The following is a 20307-nucleotide window of genomic DNA, read 5'->3' on the forward strand; positions in this document are numbered from 1 at the left end:
TACATTGTTTTAATTATTTAATTTATATAGAATGAAAAAGATATGTATCAATTCTTTATGATGTAGAAAAAGATAGAGAGTCTCATCGATACATTTAAATCGTATTATTTTTATAGAAAGATTAAATGTTAATTAATTACATTTAAAACGGTATGGAGGGGTAGAAGTATGTTTCAAGGGAAATTAAGGAGTAGTAGTTTAAAAACAAAGTTACTTGTATCATTTATTATTATTTTAGTTCTTCCAAGTATTGTAATTGGTTGGACGTCTTATCAACAGGCGAAGACGAATTTTAATGAAACGATTTTAAACTCGGCGAAAGATAATATAAAAATTTTGGATAATGTAATTAATAAAGAATTGGATAGTAAAAAAGTAGATGCAACTTATTTTACGAAATTATTCACACAATCAAGTTACCAAGCAGATCAAATTCAAAACATACAAAATAAACTAGAAGAATACAATAAACTGCATCCAGAAATGGAAGCAATCTATACAGGATCTAGTAATGGACAGTTCATTCAATCACCAGCTATTCAGATGCCAGATGGATATAATCCTACAGAAAGAGATTGGTATAAAGAGGCCGTGAAGAAAAGTGGAGAGGTAATTGTAACTGCTCCATATAAGTCAAAAACGACAGGGAATATTGTTATTACACTAGCAAAACAAAACGAGGATAAAAGTGGAGTTCTTGGGATTGACTTGATCATTAATAATATTGTTACTACTTCCAAGATGGTTAATATTGGTAAGGAAGGATATGTAGCGATATTTGATCAAGATAAAAATGTAGTAGCACACCCGAAAATGAAGCCAGGAGAGAAATTAGAAGAGAAACTTAGTAAAGAATTGTATAAACAGGAAGCTGGGGATTTTCATTATTCATTAGATGGTGAAGATCGCAATATCACTTTTAAAACGAATAAGAAAACTGGGTGGAAAATAGCAGGAATTATGCCTTCCAAAGAAATTATCGAAGCGGCTGAACCTATTTTCTATAAAACAGTAACTGTTCTTGGAATTTCACTAATAATCGGTGGAATTGTAATTTACTTCATAATTGCGTCTATTATTAAACCGTTAAAACAACTTGTCATATCATCGAAGAAGATTAGTGAAGGTGATTTAACAGAATCAATTACAGTTCATTCTAAAGATGAAATTGGACAGCTAGGAGAAAGTTTTAACGAGATGGCTGCATCGTTACAAAGTGTCATTTCCAATATAAACACTTCAGCAAGTCATGTAGCGGCATCTTCAGAAGAATTAACAGCTAGTATGAAGCAGACAAGCGAAGCGACGGAACAAATTACACAGGCGATAGAGCAAGTATCAAGTGGTGCAGAAATACAAACGAAAGAAGTTGAAGAAGGAGCAACATTGTTAGAAGAAGTTACAGAAGGAATTCAGCGTGTTGCAGATAGTTCTTCATTAGTATCTACAGCCTCTATGTATACGAAGAAAAAAGCTGAAAATGGTGGGAAGTTAGTTGAACAAACTGTGAATCAAATGCAATTAATTCATGAGTCTGTTTCACAGTCAGACAAAATCATTGGTTTGTTAGACGATAAGTCGAAACAAATTGGAGCAATCCTTGAAGTGATTCAACATATTGCAGAACAGACAAATTTATTAGCGTTAAATGCGGCAATTGAGGCTGCGAGAGCTGGAGAGCAAGGAAGAGGATTTGCAATTGTAGCAGATGAAGTGCGAAAGCTAGCAGAACAATCAGGACAGTCTTCTACGGAAATTGGGAAACTAGTGAAAGAGATTCAATTTGATATAAAAGAAACAGTAAGCTCTATGAATCAAGTTGGAGCAGAAGTACAATCAGGACTTGTAGTTGCAAATGAAACGAAGCAAAGCTTTGCCGAAATATTGAAGTCTACAAATGATACAGTTGTACAAATTGATAGCATGGTAGATGTAGCAAAACAAATGACGGTAGATGCAAAACAAGTAAGTGCATCTATTAATGAAATTGCAGCCACAATTGAAGAAAATGCAGCAAGCGTTCAAAATATTGCTGGTTCTTCAGAAGAACAATTAGCTTCAGTAGATGAAATAAATGCAGCAGCAGTCCATTTATCACAAATGGCAGAAGAATTACAAGAGATGATTAGTAAGTTTAAAGTGTAATAACAAATATTAAGAAACGAGGTAATAATTTTACTTTGTTTCTTTTTTTATGAAGAGAAAAAGAAAGAAATATAGAGTAACCGTGTTATGATTAAGTATAATTAAAGAGACTGTATATTCTTTAAATTCTATCTTTAATCATGTTAGGGGAATGGTTTTGAAATTAAAAAAATTAAAACTCCAACCGAGAATTACATTAACTATTAGTACACTTATTTTAGTGGTACTTCTGCTAACGAGTTATTTATTTTATTACATATTATCTGAAACGGTAGAAGAGCAAATTGGGAAACGGGCTTTGCATGTTGCGAAAACAGTTGCCGCGATACCAGAAATTCAGGAAGCTTTTCAAAAAGAAAATCCAGCTTCTATTATTCAGCCAATCGCAGAAAAAATTCGACTGGATACAGAGGCTGACTTCATTGTAGTTGGAAACAAAGAGGGGATTCGTTATGCGCATCCTGAGCGAGATAAAATAGGAGAAAAAATGGTTGGCGGAGATAATAAAGGCGTTTTATTAGAAGGAAAATCATATGTTTCGAAAGCAACTGGATCATTAGGCCCTTCATTACGCGGAAAAGTTCCAATCCGTAATCAGGAAAATGAAATCATTGGCGTGGTGTCTGTTGGATTTTCAATGGCTGATATTCATGGAGCGGTAGAAGTGTATGGAAAGCGTGTATTTTGGATTACAATAATAGGGCTATTAATTGGAGTAATCGGCTCTATATATTTAGCGGCAAGTATAAAAAGAATGATGTTCGGGATGGAACCAGAAGAAATTTCATCTTTATATGAAGAGCATAGTACAGTGATTCAATCTGTACGTGAAGGGATTATTGTAATCGATAAAAATGGCATGATTAGTTTAGTCAATCAAGCAGCTTATGATATTCTTTCGCTAGATAAACAACAAAATATTATTGGGGAATTTATTTTAAATGTAATTCCTAATTCAACGATACTAGATGTACTTCAAACTGGTGAAGAACAGTTTGATCGCCAATTAAATATAAAAGGACAGGCTGTTATTGCGAACCGTCTACCTATTAAAGTAAAGAATAAAGTAACTGGCGTTGTATCGAGCTTACGTTTGAAATCTGAAATGGATCAGTTAACAGCAGAATTATCTCAGACGAAGCAATATACAGAGGCATTACGAGCGCAAGCGCACGAATATAACAATTTATTGTATACGCTTTCAGGTCTTATTCAATTAGAATCATACGAAGATGCTTTAGAGCTTATTCATAAGGAAACAGCGGTATATCAAGATTTTGTTCAATTTATTATGAAGCGGATTCAAAATCCATGGCTAGGTGGAATTTTAATTGGATTTTATAATAGAGCACGAGAGTTGAAGATTGATTTTATGCTAGATAGAGAAAGTGGTTTAGAAAAATTAAGTCCACATATTGAGAGTAATTATGTCGTTTCTATTTTAGGAAATTTAATTACGAATGCATTTGAAGCAATTGAAAAAAATGAAGAGAATGATAAGAAAGTAAGGATGTTTGTAACTGATATTGGAGAAGAAATATTAATTGAAGTGGAAGATTCAGGGCAAGGGATTCATGATGAAATAATTACTAGCATATTCTATAAAGGCTTTTCGACGAAAGAAGGAGGAGAGCGAGGATATGGATTAGCAAAAGTGAAAGAGTTAGTAGAAGATTTAAATGGAAGTATTGCAATTGAAAAAGGGGATTTAGGTGGTGCGTTATTTATTATTGCACTACCGAAAGAGAGAGGCGAATAGTAATGGGTGAGGAGATTGAAGTATTAATTGTAGAAGATGATATTCGGATTGCTGACATTCATCGTCGTTTTACTGAGAAAATTGAGGGATTTAAAGTAATTGGAACGGCAACGACTGGAGAACAAGCGAAAGAATGGCTAGAGCTTGTGAAGCCACAGCTTGTTTTATTAGATGTGTACTTACCTGATATGCAAGGAACGGAACTTGTCACATATATTAGGCATCATTTGCACGATACAGATATTATTATGATTACAGCGGCATCGGAAACAGATGTAGTGAGGCACGCCCTGCGGGGCGGAGTAACAGATTATATCGTAAAGCCACTAATGTTTGATCGATTTAAAGCAAGTCTGGAAGGCTATCAAAAAAAGATTATACAGTTAAAGAAAAATAATCAATTATCTACGGAGCAAATTGAATATTTATGGTCTCAAAGAGGGGTGAAGGGAGATCAAATAGAATATGCCCCGAAAGGGATAGATCCTTTAACTTTAGCGAAAATAAAAAAGCATATGTTAACAGTTAATGAAGAAGGGATTACAGCAGAGGTGCTAAGTTCAATGGTAGGCGTAAGCCGATCAACGGCAAGGCGTTATTTAGAGTATTTGATATCTGGGAAGAAAGTCCACGCAGAGCTAATATATGGAAGTGTTGGGAGACCCGAGAGACGTTATTTTCTTGTTTCTTCATAATAAAAAACAGTAGAGGATTTTATTCCTTCTACTGTTTTTTTTGCATCTTATATTGGAATAATCCCAATTACAATTCCGGTAATTAACATAACCATCGTCGTTCCAACGGCCCACAATAAAGTGAAGCGTTGATGTTCACCGAAATCAACTCTTGCCATTCCGACCAATAAATAAGTGGAAGCGACAAGAGGACTTAATAAGTGAACGGGTTGCCCAAGTAAGGAAGCGCGTCCCATTTCAGCTGCACTAATTCCGTAAGTAGCAGCAGCTTTCGTCAAAATAGGTAATACCCCGAAGTAAAATGCATCATTAGACATGAAAAATGTGAATGGCATACTGAGAAGTGCTGTAATAATTGGCAATTGTGGTCCAAGTGCATCTGGTATAAGAGTTACTACACTGTTAGCCATTGCATCTACCATTTTTGTTCCAGATAAAATACCAGTGAAAATACCGGCAGCAAATACGAGAGAAACAACTGCTAATACATTCCCAGCATGAGAAGCAATACGTTCTTTCTGTTGCTCTAAGTTTGGATAGTTAATCATAACAGCGATAGCAAAAGCGACTGTAAATAAAACAGGTAATGGCATAACTTCTAGTATGAGACAGACAAGTAATGTGGCGGTTAATAAAAAGTTAATCCATAGAAGTTTAGGGCGTTTATGCACTGCTGCTTCGACAGTTGCAGCTTGCTCATCCATTGTTTGCATTTGTTTTAAATACTGTACATCCATAATTCCTAAACGTTTTCTTTCTTTTTTTCCAAGATAGTAGGCAACGAAAACAACCCAAATTGCACCAGCAATCATTCCTGGAATAAGAGGTGTAAATAATTCGGAAGCCTCAAGCCCAAGTGCGCTCATAACACGAGCTGTGGGTCCACCCCAAGGTGTAAGATTTGTTACCCCTGCCCCTAACATAACAACTCCAGCTAATATGAGGGGGTTCATTCCAAGGCGCTTATATAGTGGATACATTGCGGAAACTGTAATCATGTATGTTGTTGTACCATCACCATCTAGAGAAACGATAATAGTCAATATAGCCGTTCCGACAACGATTTTTAAAGGATCTCCTTTTACAAATTTTAAAATCTTACTAATGACAGGATCGAATAAACCGCTATCAATCATAATCCCAAAATATAAAATAGCGAACATAAGCATAATACCAGTAGGTGCTAATTTTTGGATCCCCTCTAACATCATAGGTCCCATATCGGCATAGAATCCGCCAATTAATGCAAAAACACTCGGAATTAATATTAATGCTACTAGCGCTGACATACGTTTCGTCATAATTAAAAACATAAAGACAAATACCATCGCAAATCCAAGTAGTGCTAACATGTAATTTCCCCCTCAAAAGAATGATTGCGCTTTCAAAATAGAATAAAAATTCAGAAAAAGTTTTTTTATTTATAATAAAAGCATCTATTCAAATGGTAAATAATTTGAAAAATAACATCATTAGAAGCATAATTTTTATTTTGTTCATTTTGTTCACGGTAGTTAATTTGAATTTTTAAAAAGTAAGCTGCTTCTCGTAAGAATGGTAGAATAAGATGAAAATAGCGAAGTGTGAAATAGGGAGTAGATGTTATATGAAAACGAGAATTGAAGAGATTTATAGCTCTTATGAAGGAAAAGTAGAGGAGATTTTTATTAATGAATCTTCTTACGTATATGAATGGGAAAAATTACTGATGATCCGAAAAAATGACGGTGAGCTTAAAAAAATTGCAGTCGGGATTAGTGGAAATATAAGATTGGTAAATGTAGAAGTTGGACAGGAAATTAGTGCGGATACATTATTAGTTAAATTAGAAGATGATTTGTTAATTACAGGTTGCGAGTGATGAGAGATGTGTAGAAATAACTACACATCTTTTTTTGTTTCCTATATTACAAAAAGCACATTGTTTTTTCACAAATCTCACACAACCTTTTGGTATTATTTTCGTGGAGTATACGGTTTCTAGGGAGGAATATTGATGAAAGTAAAATATGTCGTACTTGCTATATGTTTATGTTTCGTATTTACGGTAGTCGGGTGTGGGAAAAAGGAAACAGCAGCTGTTGCCATTGATGAGAAACATGATAAATGTGATATTTGCCAAATTGGGGTAACAGATAATCAATTTGCAACAGAAATTATTTTAGAAAATGGAAAAGCGTTAAAGTTTGATGATATCGGTTGTATGTATAAATGGATGGAGATCAACTCAGATGAAAAGACGAAAGAGAAATTTGTCCGAGATTATGATTCGAAAGATTGGATTTCGTTAGAAGACGCTACTTACGTATATGATAAAACAATAACGACACCGATGGCTTATAATGTCATTTCATTTAAAAATAAAAAAGATGCAGAGAGCTTTGTATCTAACTATAAGGGGAAAGTTCTTTCGTATAAAGAGCTAGCAGAGCATAAATGGGAAATGAATAAAGAGATGATGGGGAAACCGAAAGCAGGAAATCATGGTGGACATCATTAATAGAAAAAGACAACTATGTAGTTGTCTTTTTCTATTATTACTCAGGTGCAAATATAGAAAAGGTGTAAAATTTTTAGCAGAACGGTTACAATGGAATATAGTAACCTAAAGCAATCATTTATGTACTTTTTAGAAATGTATACAAATGCGGTAAAAACGTGCTAAACTAATTGCTTCATAATGTTAATGATGGGGCCATCAGGCGTATCATTTCAATAGGTTGAGAAACATAGTATAAGCTTAAGATAATCCGATTAAAGAAGGAATCTAAAGGGCTTATGGATAAATGTACTCAAGAAGAGTTATTGTATGTGATGGAGGAATGGTTAAGAAAACATTATCTTTCATAGGAGCTGTAGTTGTGAGAAAACAAAAAATTTTATTATGTATTTTATTAGGACTTTTAATGACGGTAGTGGCTTGCGATAAGCAAGAAGAACCAGAATCGAAACCGGTTCATGTGAAAAATGAGAAGAAAAAAGAGAAGCATAAAGAACAGGAAGAATCTAAAGAAGAGAAAAGTATAAATTTAATGGACAAACAGTTGTTACTTTCAGCTACTCTTGGAGACACAGAGACAGCTATGAAGTTGATTCAGGATGGAGCGAATATAAACGTAGAAGGTGACAACGGAGAAACGCCTGTCCTTGCAGCGACGTACCAAAATCATGTAGAGACAGTTAAAGCATTAATTGGTGCAGGTGCTAATATTGAAATTAAAGATGAGAAAAAAAGTAATCCACTTCTTTATGCAAGTAGAGAAGGATATACGGATATTGTAAAAGTATTAATTAATGCAGGAGTTAATACGAAAGAAACGACTAGGTCAGGTGGGACAGCACTTATTTCTGCATCTGAGCGTGGCCATGTAGAGGTTGTTAAAGAATTATTAGAGCATACAGATATTGATGTGAATTATAAAAATGAACGTGGTGGAACAGCGTTATTAGAAGCAATTGTATTAGGAAATGGTAGTGAAAACCATAAGAAAGTAATTCAATTACTTATTGATCACGGTGCAGATGTAAACATGGCTAACAAGGAACATCTGACGCCACTGCAATACGCTGAAAAAAGAGGTTTTAAAGATATTGTAAATATGTTGAGGGTAGCTGGAGCGAATGAAGTAGTACAGCCACAACAACCAGTAGAGTAAAAAACGAAAAATAATCCCATTTAGATAGACAGAATGAAGAAATCAGTTAGTATGATGGATTCAGTAATGTGTATTTGAATGGGATTTTTATTTTGAACATGAAAAATAGATTATGAATGGATGGTAAATGGAGTAAATAAGGAGGCAACCTTATTTGGCAATTGTAAAAAATGAAAAAGTAGTTTCTGTTTGTTGCAGTGCCAGAAGTACGCCCGTAGCTGCTGAGGCAAGTGTGGAAACTTTAGCGGAGTTTCAAGGGAACGGATATGGTACTGATGTTGTTACAGCCTGGGCCATATCAATACAAGAGAAAAGGCGCATTCCACTTTATAGTACTGCTTGGGATAACTTTAGTTTGCAAGCAGTGGCAAGCAAACTAAAAATCATTAACTATGGAATGAATTTACATATTGATTGAATTTTAAGTATTGTTTCGTTCTATTTATTTATATTTTAATATCTAGATTAATGTAAATAATGATATGGTGAATATTAACATTCGATTAACACCTAATTAACAATCTATCAAAACTGACTTAATAAATGCGTAATATAGTAAAGGTAACAAAATAACTAGGGTAGAGAACATTTGAGAACACCCACTTACATATAATGTGCCACTTTCTTAGGTGTGCTCTATTCCCTAGAGTTCAAATAAGGAGAAAGGCGTTCTATGTAAGTAGGTGTTTTTAGTTTGGATAAAAATAGAACAGTTAGGTGGAATAAATGTTTAAAGAACCTTATATTGCGATGATAAAGGATTGGAAAGGATACAAAGCATACAAAAAATTGCCGAAAACAGTTTTTCTTATGACTGGTTCAATGCTGGAATTACCAGAGCGTGTATATGAATTGCAGAAACATGGACATGATGTATTTCTTCATTGTGATTTTATACAAGGCTTAAATACGAATACAGAGGAAGCGCTTTTGTATATTCAAGATGTTATCGGGGCACAAGGTATTATTTCAACAAAGGGTTCAACAATTCGAAATGCTAATAAAATTGGATTGAAAACAATTCAACGTATTTTTATTGTAGATACTTTATCTCTTACTAAATCAATTGAAAATTGTAAAACGACTAAACCAAATGCAGTAGAGATTATGCCGGGGATTATGCCTTCTATTATTAAGCAGCTAGTAGAGGAAATAGAGTTTCCTATTATTGCAGGAGGGCTGATTCAAACGCGAGAAGATGCGGAAATTGCAATTCGTGCAGGAGCAAGTGCGATTTCAACAAGTCATTATGAAGTATGGATACAAGAAGAAAAAAGGAGTGCAACCTTGTGATTGAATTGAAAAATGTTTCAAAGGTATATAAAAATGCAGAAGAGACAGCGGTTAAAGGCATATCGGTTCATATTAAGAAGGGTGAATTTTTTGTTTTAGTTGGACCTTCGGGATGCGGGAAAAGCACATTATTACGAATGATCGCTGGCTTAGAAGAGATTTCTTCAGGAGATTTAATTATTAATGAACGTGTTGCAAATGATCTAGAGCCGAAAGACCGTAATCTATCAATGGTATTTCAAAATTATGCATTATATCCACACTTATCTGTAGAAGAAAATATTTTATTTGGACTTAAGGTAAGAAAAGTACAAAAAGAAGAGCGACAAAAGCGATTAATGGAAGCTATTGAAATGGTAGGACTGAAAGAGTATGTGAAAATGAAACCAGGCCAATTATCAGGCGGACAAAGACAGCGTGTTGCACTTGCCAGGGCAATTGTGAGTCAAGCGCCAATCTGTTTAATGGATGAACCACTTTCGAATTTGGATGCGAAATTACGTGCGCAAATGAGAATTGAAATTAGAGAAATTCAGCAGCGATTAGGAATTACGATGATTTACGTTACCCACGATCAAATAGAAGCGATGACTATGGGTGATCGTATCATGGTTTTAAATAAAGGAAGTATACAGCAAGTTGGAACACCACTTAACATATATAACGAACCAGCAAACGAATTTGTTGCAAGCTTTATAGGTTCTCCTTCTATGAATATAAATGATGGGGAAGTAAATAAAGAAAAAGGTGTATTACATATAGGACAATTGCAAATTCCATTATCTATTAGACAGTTAAAGCAATTACCAGAAGGAACAATTCGCATAGGCATGCGCCCTGAGCATATTGCACTGTCTGAGGAGGGACAAGAAGTGACGTTGCAATCTGTAGAAGTATTAGGGAATGAATCTATATTGAACTTTGCGGTAAATGGAACAACTTGGAGTGCGAAAGTTATCGGACAGTTACTCCTGAACAAAGGTGACAAAGTAAAATTATTATTCTCGCAAGAAAAGTTATGCTTCTTTAACGAAAACACGAATGAACGCTTAAAAGTGGTAGCTGAAGAAGAGTTGAAAGTGGTGGCGAAATAATGATCGAAGTAAGTAAGTTACCAGTTCAAACAAAGGTGTCAAAAAAGAAAAAATTATGGGAGAGAACGAAAGATTTAAGAATAGGATTATTGTTTTTGGCGCCATCTATTTTGCTATTTTCGATTTTTCTGTTCTATCCATTGTTTAGGACGATTTATTATAGTTTTTATTTAACCGATATACATGGAGAAGCTAATCTTTTCGTTGGCTTAGAAAATTATCAATATTTATTCTCTGATCCAGCCTTCTACAAAAGTATAAAATCAACTTTATTATTTGTTTTATATACAGTTCCTACGAGTATTATATTTGCTTTGTTTCTTGCATTGATTGCAAATGGAAAGGTAAGAGGTATTGGGTTATTCCGAGTTCTGTTTTCTTCGACGATGGGAATATCAGTAGCTGCTAGTGCAGTGATTTGGCTATTTTTATTTCATCCAAGTGTAGGATTATTTAATAATATATTAGCCTCTATGAACCTTCCTGCAATCGCATGGTTAACGAGTCCGGACTGGGCACTATTCTCTGTATCAGTTACAACAGTTTGGGTGAATACAGGTTTTGCATTTTTAGTTATATTAGGTGGTTTACAAAATATTGATACGTCTTTATATGAGAGTGCATCTATAGATGGTGCTAGTTATTTATATAAGCTTCGCCGTGTTACATTACCGATGCTATCACCAACTTTATTCTTTATTGTAACAGTAACATTAATTAGTGCGTTCCAAAGCTTTGGACAAATTGATATTTTAACGCACGGTGGACCAAATGATGCAACGAATTTAATTGTGTACTCGATTTACAAAGAGGCGTTTGTGAATCATCAATTTGGAACAGCAAGTGCACAAGCGATGGTATTATTTGTTTTCATTTTCGTTGCTACATTACTTCAATTTAAGTTTGCTGAGAGAAAGGTGCATTATAAATGATTGTTAAACAGTGGAAACAAAATTTCCTATTATACATGCTACTCATTATTAGTGCAGTGATGGTATTTTTTCCTGTACTGTATGCATTTTTAATAAGCTTTATGACACCAGACGATATTCAAATGAGAAGGTTATTTCCGACCCAGTTTACTTTTGATAATTTCATTAATATTTTTCAAAAAGTACCGCTTTTTACATACTTATATAACAGTTTAATTGTATCGACAGTCGTTATGATTGGACAACTTATCGTATCAAGTTTAGCAGCTTATGCTTTTGTTTTTCTTCAGTTTAAAGGGAGAAACTTAATTTTCTTCCTGTTTATTTCAACGATGCTTATTCCGTGGGAAGCAACGATGGTGCCTAACTTTTTAACGATTCAAAACTTTGGCTGGATCAATAGTTTCGCCGGGATGACAGTGCCGTTTTTTGCAACAGCTTTCGGTATTTTCTTGTTACGTCAACATTTTATGACACTCCCGAATGAACTGAAAGAAGCTGCTTTTATTGAAGGGATTGGAAATATAAGATTTTTATTCAGCGTTGTAATACCGTATTGTAAAACGAGTTTTATTACGCTTGGAGTATATAGCTTTTTAACAACATGGAATATGTATTTATGGCCACTTTTAGTGACCACTGATGAAAAAGTAAGAACAGTGCAAATCGGTGTAAAGCAGCTTCAGTCTCAAGAAGTTGCAACTGATTGGGGAAGCGTAATGGCCGGTGTTACGGTTATCGTTATTCCAACATTGATTTTACTATTTTTAGGGCAAAAGCAATTACAACAAGGATTAACAAAAGGTGCAATTAAATAACTAAGAGAAGGTGAGATTTAAATGAGTCTAGTTAAAAAAGGTGCTGCTCTATTAATGGTAGCAACAATGGCATTATCTAGTGCAGCTTGTTCAAATAGTAAAACAGAGGGAAAACCTGAAGTACAGGCAAAAGTAGCACCTGTTGAAAAAAATGGTGATAAAACTGTAATTCGCTTCTGGCATGCGATGGGTGGAAAAACACAAGGAGTATTAGATGGTCTTGTTGCAGACTATAATAAGTCGCAAAATAAATATGAGATAAAGGCAGAGTTCCAAGGGACATATGAAGAGTCTTTAACGAAATTTAGAACGATGTCTGCAACGAAAGAAGCGCCAGCTCTTGTTCAATCGAGTGAAATTACAACGAAATATATGATTGATAGCAAAAAAATCACACCAATTGATAGCTGGATAAAAAAAGATAAGTACGATACGTCAAAATTAGAAAAAGCAATTACAAATTATTATTCAGTTGATGGAAAAATGTATTCTATGCCATTTAATTCATCTACACCAGTATTAATTTATAATAAAGATGCTTTTGCAAAGGCGGGCTTAGATCCAGAGAAAGCTCCAAAAACATATGCGGAATTACAAGAAGCAGCGAAAAAGTTAACGATTAAAGAAGGCGGAAATGTAAAACAATATGGATTCTCCATGCTTAACTACGGTTGGTTCTTTGAAGAATTGTTAGCGACACAAGGTGCTTTATATGTAGATAACGAAAACGGCCGTAAAGATGCTGCAAAGAAGGCGGTATTTAACGGTAAAGAAGGACAGAAAGTATTTGGAATGTTAGATGATTTAAATAAAGCTGGCGCACTTGGAAAGTATGGAGCAAGTTGGGATGATATTCGTGCCGCGTTCCAATCTGGACAAGTTGCTATGTATTTAGATTCTTCAGCAGGTGTTCGTGATTTAATCGATGCATCTAAGTTTAATGTAGGTGTTTCATATATTCCGTATCCTGAGGATTCGAAACAAAATGGTGTTGTTATTGGTGGAGCATCATTATGGATGACGAATATGGTTTCAGAAGAAACGCAACAAGGTGCTTGGGACTTTATGAAATATTTAACGAAGCCAGACGTACAAGCAAAATGGCATACTGCAACAGGTTATTTCTCAATTAATCCAGATGCATATAATGAGCCATTAGTAAAAGAGCAATATGAAAAATATCCACAGTTGAAAGTAACAGTAGATCAATTGCAAGCGACGAAGCAATCTCCAGCAACACAAGGGGCTTTAATTAGTGTATTCTCAGAATCACGAGATGCAGTTGTAAAAGCATTAGAAGCGATGTATGACGGGAAGAATAGTAAAGAAGCGTTAGATGAAGCTGCCAAAGCAACAGATAGAGCAATTAGCATTTCAGCTCGTACGAGTCAAAAATAAGAGAAAGCCGTATCCTTAAAAGGGATACGGCTTTCTTTATAGGGAGATAAGGGATCAAAGAAATGATGAAGTCTTATCTCTTTTATATGAGTAAAGGGTCTAGAGTGAATGTTGTCCTTTTCATTATTTATTTAACTCCATTGCGACTTGTTTACCATTTACGAAAACCTCTACTACCGCTACTACAACTTCCATTACTTTTTTCATCTCTCATCTCTCCTTATTTTTTGTTTCATTTCTTACTCTCAGTATAAGGAAATACAGTAATTACAACTATCGAATTGGATGACAAGAGACTTACATTGTTGTAAGGATAATAGTTTAGTTTGTAATAAAGTGAAACTGTAATCAGTGGGGGGCTTACTGCCCGTTAATGCGGGATTTCAATTCTGAACTTTCTGTCGTTTTGAACTATAATTAGAAAGAGGGGGGATAATATGAAAAGAATTCTTGTTATTAGTGATATTCATGGAGAGATAGAAAAGTTCGAACATTTATTGGAAGAAGCTCAATATGATGCGAAACAGGATCAATTAATCTTACTGGGAGATTATGTAGATCGTGGTCCAAATGCGCGTGCTGTAATTGAAAAGGTAAGAGAATTGAAAAAAGAGGGAGCACTCATTTTAAAAGGAAATCATGAAGATATGATGATTAAGGCGTTAACGACAAATGAGGAACGTTCATGGAACCATTGGGTAAAAAGAAATGGTGGAGATAAGACATTATATAGCTATGGATTTGTAGAAGAAGATATTGCGGTTAATGAGAAAGACTTCCAAAAACCGATTTTACACTCTCGTGTATTAGAGGAACATATAAAGTTTATTCAAGAATTAGATCATTACATTGAAACAGAAGAGTATATATTTGTACATGCTGGGGTTGAACCGATGAAACGAGTTTCTGAATCTGAACCATATACATTAATGTGGATCCGTAATGAATTTCATAATGGATATAGCGGTGAAAAGGTTATTGTATTTGGGCATACGGAAACAAAAACGCTTCATGGTAGTGAGGATTGCGGAGTGTATTTTGGTAGTAATCGTATTATTGGGATTGATGGCGGGGCTGTGTATGGCGGTCAGCTAAATTGTTTAGAGTTGCCGAGTAAAAAGGTATATGTAATAAAAAATTGAAAGAGATAAGAGGAATCTTATTTCTTTCAATTTTTTATTAAGCTAAATTTAAGACAAAGTTTTTATAATAAAACTTCAAAATTTTAGAAGGAAATAGTTAAAAATGAAATTACGTAATGTAACTACATTCTTTTGTTATGAAGAGAAGAAATGTAATAATAAATAGAATTGAACTATTTGATGGAAGGTGAGAGCATGCGTTTACTTGTAGTAGAAGATAATGCTTCGTTATTAGAGTCTATCGTACAAATTTTACGTGATGAATTTGAAGTAGATACGGCAATAAATGGAGAAGATGGATTGTTTTTAGCTCTTCAAAATATATATGATGCAATTTTGCTGGATGTGATGATGCCAGGGATGGACGGATTTGAAGTGATTCAAAAAATACGAGATGAAAAGATTGAAACACCAGTCCTGTTTTTGACAGCGAGAGATTCTTTAGAAGATCGGGTGAAGGGATTGGACTTTGGTGGAGATGACTATATTGTTAAGCCATTTCAGGCCCCTGAATTAAAAGCGAGAATTCGTGCTTTACTACGCAGAAGTGGTAGTTTAACAACGCAGCAAACAATTCGCTATAAAGGCATTGAATTGTTCGGAAAAGATAAAGATGTTCAAGTAGATGGAAAAGGTATGAAGTTATCATTAAAACAATATGAGCTTCTAGAGTACCTTGTTCAAAATAGCGGAAAGATTTTAATGCGTGAACAAATTTTTGATCGTGTTTGGGGATTTGATTCAGATACGACAGTAGCGATTGTAGAAGTGTATGTGCATCATTTACGTAAAAAATTAGAGCCATTCGGTTATCAGAAAGATATTCAAACCGTTCGAGGTATTGGATATATATTAAAAGAACAATGAAAAAAGGAAGTATGTTTCAAAAAACACGCATTCGTTTGACTATAGTGAACTCATTAGTATTTATTCTATTAATAGGTATATTAGGCAGTATTATTTATTCGTACACATACAAGCGTATTTATAGTGAAGTAGATCAATCTATAAAAATGATAGCTCAGTATAGAGAAAAATTAGATGTTAAAGTACCACCAAGAAAACGCATGGAGAATATCCAAATTGGAGATCCGCGAGTAACTAGAATAACTTGGAATGGGAAAATAGTGAAAATAGAGGGCGATAACCGTAAATTCCGTTCTATTTTTGAAGAGAATTTGGAAAGTTTTTCTCCCGAAAAATTAGAGGAGTTACAAGATATTGAAGTACAAGGACGATATTTTAGAGCATTTTCGCTTCAAAAAGATGGAGAAATAGTTCAAATCGTGCGAGATATAACAGCGGAAGAAGGAATGTTAAATACTTTATTTTTAATTCTCGTTATAGGTTGTAGCATAGGAAGCCTCTGTGCGATAGGTATTGGCTTTTTCCTAGCTGGTAGAGCACTTGTACCTATTCAAAGTTCATGGGAGAAACAGCAACAATTCGTTTCTGATGCATCACATGAACTCAGGACACCACTTGCAGTTATTCAATCAAAAACGGATGTTTTATTCCAGTCACCATCCGCTACGATAGAAGAAAAAGCGATGGATATTTCTACAATTTCAAAAGAATGTAGGCGGTTATCGAAACTCGTTAGTAATTTATTATTGCTAGCACGTTCTGATTCTAATCAAATTGAGATGGATAAGAAAATATTTGAACTTGATAAATTGTTAGAAGAAATAGTAGCTCCATATAAAGAGATTGCTTCTTATCAAGAAAAAGAAATGATGCTAAAAGTAGAACGTGGTGTATCTTTTATGGGGGATAGAGAGCGGATTCATCAAATGATGGTCATACTGTTAGATAATGCGATGAAGTATACAAACGAAGGTGGGCATATTCAAATTGATTGCACGCAAACGAGTAGTTCAATTCGCATACAGGTGAAAGATGACGGGATAGGAGTGAAAGAAGAAGATATTCCGAAATTATTTGATCGTTTTTATCAAGGGGATAAAGCAAGAAGTACGTCAGAAGGAGCTGGATTAGGTCTTTCAATCGCAAATTGGATTGTAGAAAAGCATTACGGAAAAATATCAGTAGAGAGCAAATGGGGAGATGGCACTTGTTTTGAAGTGATTTTCCCTAAAAATCAAAAAATATAAGTAAGAAGACGACCTTGTTTTTACAAGGTCGTCTTTTTTTAAGGGAAAGTTAAGAAACTATTTATATTATGTATGGCATAAAGAAAGTTCGTTACATGAAGAAGAGATTAGGTGTATGTGAGTGGGGTTTATCAATCATAATGTTATCTCAAGCAGCGATGAGATGTATGTATAGTATTAAAAAAACTAGGGGAATGATGGGAAAGAAAGTATAAGAGGGAGGAATTAATTTTGAAAAAGAAAATGATGACGGTATTCACTATTGGAGTAATGAGTTTAAGTATATTAGGGGGGGCCTCTCCTTCTGAAACACAAAAAGGAAAGACAGATTACACGCAGCGCAGTAAAGAACAATTGAACAATGGTAAGATACATGCAGTGCATACAGAAGAAAAAGCAGAGAAACTAGGTATTGAAACGGAAGGAAAAGAACAAATTACACTAGAAAAAGAAATTCATGAAACAGAAGTAGGAAGGGAAGCAGAGCAGTTAGGCATATCGATTGAAGGAAAAGATGTTGGGATGCTGTCAGAAGAAATCTATGAAACAAAAGTAAAGCAAGAAGCGTTAAAGCTAGGTATATCTATAGAGAATACATCAATTGTAGATTTAATTACTCAAATTAATGCGATTAAAATTAAAGATGAAGCAGATAAATTAGGTATTTCGACAGATGGAAAAGAAATCGAAGACATCGCGGAAGAAATCTACGGAAAGAAAGTAAGAGAAGAAGCAGGAAAGTTAGATATTTCTCAAAAAGGAAAAGAAATTGAAGAGTTAGCACAAGAAGTGTACGAACAAAAAGTACAAGAAGAAGCAAAAAAACATCATATTGATTTGTATGGTAAAGATATATATCAAATATTAAGAGAAATTAATGAACAAAAGGTGCTACAAATGGCAGATGAGCTTAATATGGATAAAATGAATATGAATATTCAAGAGTTAGCGGAAAAGATAAAAAAAGATCAGCCTGAAAAAGGAAAAGAACTAAATTTTGTACCGATGGTACGAACGGATGCTGACGCATTTTATTCTTATTTAACGAATTAATAAGGGTGTGAAAGCGATAAGAAAATTGAAGTGGTATATATGTACAGCTTTACTAGGTGCAGCAATATGGAGTGTATATACAAATGGAATTCCAAAGTATGTAGAGAAGTTAACATTCTCAAATATACAAAGAGGAAAAGAAACGGAGTTTAGTAATAACGATGAAAAAGTCATCTTAGCAAATGTTCCCTTAATTCAGCAGTTACCAGAATTGGATAGAGGCTGTGAAGTGACGAGCTTAGCGATGATGTTACAATACGCTGGTGTTTCAGTGGATAAGATGACATTAGCAAATGAAATAAAAAAAGTTGATTTTATAGACGATGGTGTGCGCGGGAATCCGAATGAAGGATTTGTAGGTAATATTTATACATTTTCTGAATCGGGATATGGTGTATATCATGGGCCACTTTTTCAGTTAGCGGAAAAATATTTACCTAATAAAGCTGTAGACTTAACAGGGAAGAATATAGAAGAAATTTATAAGAGTATAAAAGCAGGGCAACCTGTAGTCATGATCACAAATGCAACATTTGCACCATTAGATGAAGCTGAATTTACTACATGGGAAACAAATAGTGGAGATGTTTCTATTACGTATAATGAACATTGTGTTGTACTTATTGGGTATGATCAGGAATCTGTATATATTCGAGATCCACTTGAGGATAGCTTAGATGTAAAAGTACCGAGAGAAACCTTTGAACAGGCATGGGTACAAATGGGAAGTCAGGCAATTAGTTATGTAAAGAGCGCTAAATAAATTAGGACGAAGAGTTTTAGTAATATGACTATAAGGCGAAGGGTAAAGATTTGAGGATTATAAGAGAAGTTTTATAGAGTAGAAGCTGTTAAGAAATAAGAGAACTTTAGCATATATAATGCTAAAGTTCTCTTATTTTTATGATTAAAATACGTATAAGGAGTGGATATGCAAAAATGCATAATTGACGAAAAAATTACATGTTATCATTATATATTGTTTTATATATATTAATTGTATAAAATGACACAAGTATCCACATTACATAAAGGAGGCTTATTATGCAAAAAATATTTAACTGGGTTAAATGTATGAGTATCAATAAAAAATTAATCATTTCATTTTTTATTATTTTAACTATACCAGGAATTATTATCGGTGGTGTTTCATATCAAACTGCCAAAACAAATTTTGAGCATCAAATGACAGATAAGGCAAAGGAGAATATTTCGATTTTAAATACTGTTATTTCTCAAAATATAGAAGAGAAATTTGTTGATGCGACGTACTTTGCAGACATCTTAACAGAGGATACATATCTAAATGGACAAGAAGAAATAGTAAGAACGAAGTTAGCACAATATATAAAGCTTCATCCAGAAGTAGAAGGTATTTATATTGGAACAGAGACGGGAAAGTTTATAAGAGAACCATTTATTCAAATGGCTGATGGGTATAATCCAACAGATAGATCTTGGTATAAAGAAGCACATGAAAATAAAGGGAAAGTAATTGTTACTGCGCCATATCAGTCAGCATCTACAAAAAATATGGTAGTGACGATTGCGAAAGAAGTAAAAGATGGTAAAGGTGTTATAGGAATTAATTTAAATTTAGATAACATCTTAAAAATTTCCAAAATGATTAACATTGGTGAAAAAGGTTATGCAGTTATTTTAGATCAAAATAAGCAAATTGTTAGTCATCCATCTAGAAAACCAGGTGCAAAAGTTACTGATCCTTGGATTAAACCAATTTATGAAGATAAACAAGGAAATGTGTCTTATACAGAACAAGATGATAAAAAGAATTTAATCTTTGCAACAAATGAGAAAACGGGCTGGAAAGTAGTTGGTGTTATGTTCGATGAAGAAATTACCCAAGCTGCCAGTCCAGTGTTTTATAAGACTTTGATTGTCATTGCTATCGCTATTGCATTTGGTAGTATATTAATTTATTTCATTACAAAGTCTATTACAAGGCCATTACGAAAAATAGCTGAATCGGCATATAAAATTAGTAAGGGAGATTTAACAGAGAAAATTACAATCCATTCCAAGGATGACATAGGGAAATTAGGGAATTCATTTAATGAAATGTCTACGTCTTTACAAGATGTTATTACCCAAATTAGCTTTTCAGCAGAACATGTTGCAGCATCGGCAGAAGAGTTAACAGCGAGCGTACAGCAAGCAAATGATGCGACAGATCAAATTACAATTGCA

General features: G+C 34.2%; 17 protein-coding genes and 3 pseudogenes. 19 read left to right on the forward strand and 1 reads right to left on the reverse strand.

Annotated features, from left to right (window positions below):
• Positions 1-168: 168 nt before the first annotated feature.
• The 4 genes and pseudogenes from C3Y97_RS28405 to C3Y97_RS02930 all read left to right on the forward strand — a co-directional run.
• Positions 169-1203 (forward strand): annotated as a pseudogene (locus C3Y97_RS28405) (HAMP domain-containing protein); the annotation flags it as partial.
• 81 nt (positions 1204-1284) lie between these two features.
• The gene (locus C3Y97_RS28410) at positions 1285-2145 is read left to right on the forward strand and encodes a methyl-accepting chemotaxis protein (protein ID WP_370622813.1); all 861 of its coding nucleotides are present in this window, start codon (positions 1285-1287) and stop codon (positions 2143-2145) included.
• Between the two features lie 151 nt (positions 2146-2296).
• Positions 2297-3904 carry an ATP-binding protein gene (locus C3Y97_RS02925; RefSeq protein WP_136363013.1) on the forward strand — a complete coding sequence of 536 codons (1608 nt, stop codon included), beginning with the start codon at positions 2297-2299 and terminating at the stop codon, positions 3902-3904.
• Between the two features lie 2 nt (positions 3905-3906).
• Positions 3907-4599, forward strand: a complete 693-nt coding sequence (locus tag C3Y97_RS02930; RefSeq protein ID WP_000503461.1) for a response regulator — start codon at positions 3907-3909, stop codon at positions 4597-4599.
• Positions 4600-4646: 47 nt separating this feature from the next.
• On the opposite strand, the gene C3Y97_RS02935 is transcribed toward C3Y97_RS02930, so the two are convergent.
• Positions 4647-5951 carry a CitMHS family transporter gene (locus tag C3Y97_RS02935; RefSeq protein WP_098213008.1) on the reverse strand — a complete coding sequence of 435 codons (1305 nt, stop codon included), beginning with the start codon at positions 5949-5951 and terminating at the stop codon, positions 4647-4649.
• Positions 5952-6205: 254 nt separating this feature from the next.
• Here C3Y97_RS02935 and C3Y97_RS02940 point away from each other — a divergent pair, with 254 nt between their 5' ends.
• From C3Y97_RS02940 to C3Y97_RS28415, 15 genes and pseudogenes are all read left to right on the forward strand, one after another.
• On the forward strand, positions 6206-6460 hold the full coding sequence (locus C3Y97_RS02940) for a hypothetical protein (protein WP_000857376.1): 255 nt from the start codon (positions 6206-6208) through the stop codon (positions 6458-6460).
• Between the two features lie 135 nt (positions 6461-6595).
• Positions 6596-7099 carry a nitrous oxide reductase accessory protein NosL gene (locus tag C3Y97_RS02945; protein ID WP_000865665.1) on the forward strand — a complete coding sequence of 168 codons (504 nt, stop codon included), beginning with the start codon at positions 6596-6598 and terminating at the stop codon, positions 7097-7099.
• 286 nt (positions 7100-7385) lie between these two features.
• Positions 7386-8255, forward strand: a complete 870-nt coding sequence (locus C3Y97_RS02950) for an ankyrin repeat domain-containing protein (RefSeq protein ID WP_000287336.1) — start codon at positions 7386-7388, stop codon at positions 8253-8255.
• Positions 8256-8397: 142 nt separating this feature from the next.
• Positions 8398-8673 (forward strand): annotated as a pseudogene (locus tag C3Y97_RS02955) (GNAT family N-acetyltransferase); the annotation flags it as partial.
• Between the two features lie 308 nt (positions 8674-8981).
• A complete protein-coding gene (locus tag C3Y97_RS02960; RefSeq protein ID WP_000472003.1) occupies positions 8982-9548 on the forward strand; it encodes a glycerol-3-phosphate responsive antiterminator in 567 nt (188 codons plus the stop codon).
• Positions 9545-10642, forward strand: coding sequence for an ABC transporter ATP-binding protein (locus C3Y97_RS02965; protein ID WP_000571372.1), 1098 nt, complete (start codon positions 9545-9547; stop codon positions 10640-10642). The genes C3Y97_RS02960 and C3Y97_RS02965 overlap by 4 nt, the downstream gene beginning before the upstream one ends.
• A complete protein-coding gene (locus C3Y97_RS02970) occupies positions 10642-11574 on the forward strand; it encodes a carbohydrate ABC transporter permease (protein WP_000573797.1) in 933 nt (310 codons plus the stop codon). Before C3Y97_RS02965 ends, C3Y97_RS02970 begins: the two co-directional genes overlap by 1 nt.
• Positions 11571-12392, forward strand: coding sequence for a carbohydrate ABC transporter permease (locus C3Y97_RS02975; RefSeq protein WP_000635946.1), 822 nt, complete (start codon positions 11571-11573; stop codon positions 12390-12392). The genes C3Y97_RS02970 and C3Y97_RS02975 overlap by 4 nt, the downstream gene beginning before the upstream one ends.
• 21 nt (positions 12393-12413) lie before the next feature.
• A complete protein-coding gene (locus tag C3Y97_RS02980) occupies positions 12414-13790 on the forward strand; it encodes an ABC transporter substrate-binding protein (protein WP_086401957.1) in 1377 nt (458 codons plus the stop codon).
• A 437-nt stretch (positions 13791-14227) separates the two neighbouring features.
• Entirely contained in the window at positions 14228-14932 is a 705-nt protein-coding gene (locus C3Y97_RS02985; RefSeq protein WP_000821952.1) for a metallophosphoesterase family protein, read from the forward strand.
• A 195-nt stretch (positions 14933-15127) separates the two neighbouring features.
• Complete coding sequence (locus tag C3Y97_RS02990) at positions 15128-15799, forward strand: response regulator transcription factor (RefSeq protein ID WP_001238621.1); 672 nt, start codon at positions 15128-15130, stop codon at positions 15797-15799.
• Entirely contained in the window at positions 15796-17046 is a 1251-nt protein-coding gene (locus C3Y97_RS02995) for a sensor histidine kinase (protein ID WP_000715835.1), read from the forward strand. The genes C3Y97_RS02990 and C3Y97_RS02995 overlap by 4 nt, the downstream gene beginning before the upstream one ends.
• 231 nt (positions 17047-17277) lie before the next feature.
• Positions 17278-18099, forward strand: a complete 822-nt coding sequence (locus C3Y97_RS03000; protein ID WP_000728585.1) for a hypothetical protein — start codon at positions 17278-17280, stop codon at positions 18097-18099.
• Between the two features lie 7 nt (positions 18100-18106).
• Positions 18107-18862 (forward strand): C39 family peptidase, encoded by a 756-nt coding sequence (locus tag C3Y97_RS03005; RefSeq protein ID WP_033689701.1) that lies wholly within the window; start codon positions 18107-18109, stop codon positions 18860-18862.
• Positions 18863-19284: 422 nt separating this feature from the next.
• Positions 19285-20187 (forward strand): annotated as a pseudogene (locus C3Y97_RS28415) (HAMP domain-containing protein); the annotation flags it as partial.
• Positions 20188-20307 lie beyond the last annotated feature (120 nt).

Origin of the sequence: Bacillus sp. DU-106, from assembly GCF_004799705.1 — a bacterium.
GTDB lineage: Bacteria > Bacillota > Bacilli > Bacillales > Bacillaceae_G > Bacillus_A > Bacillus_A cereus.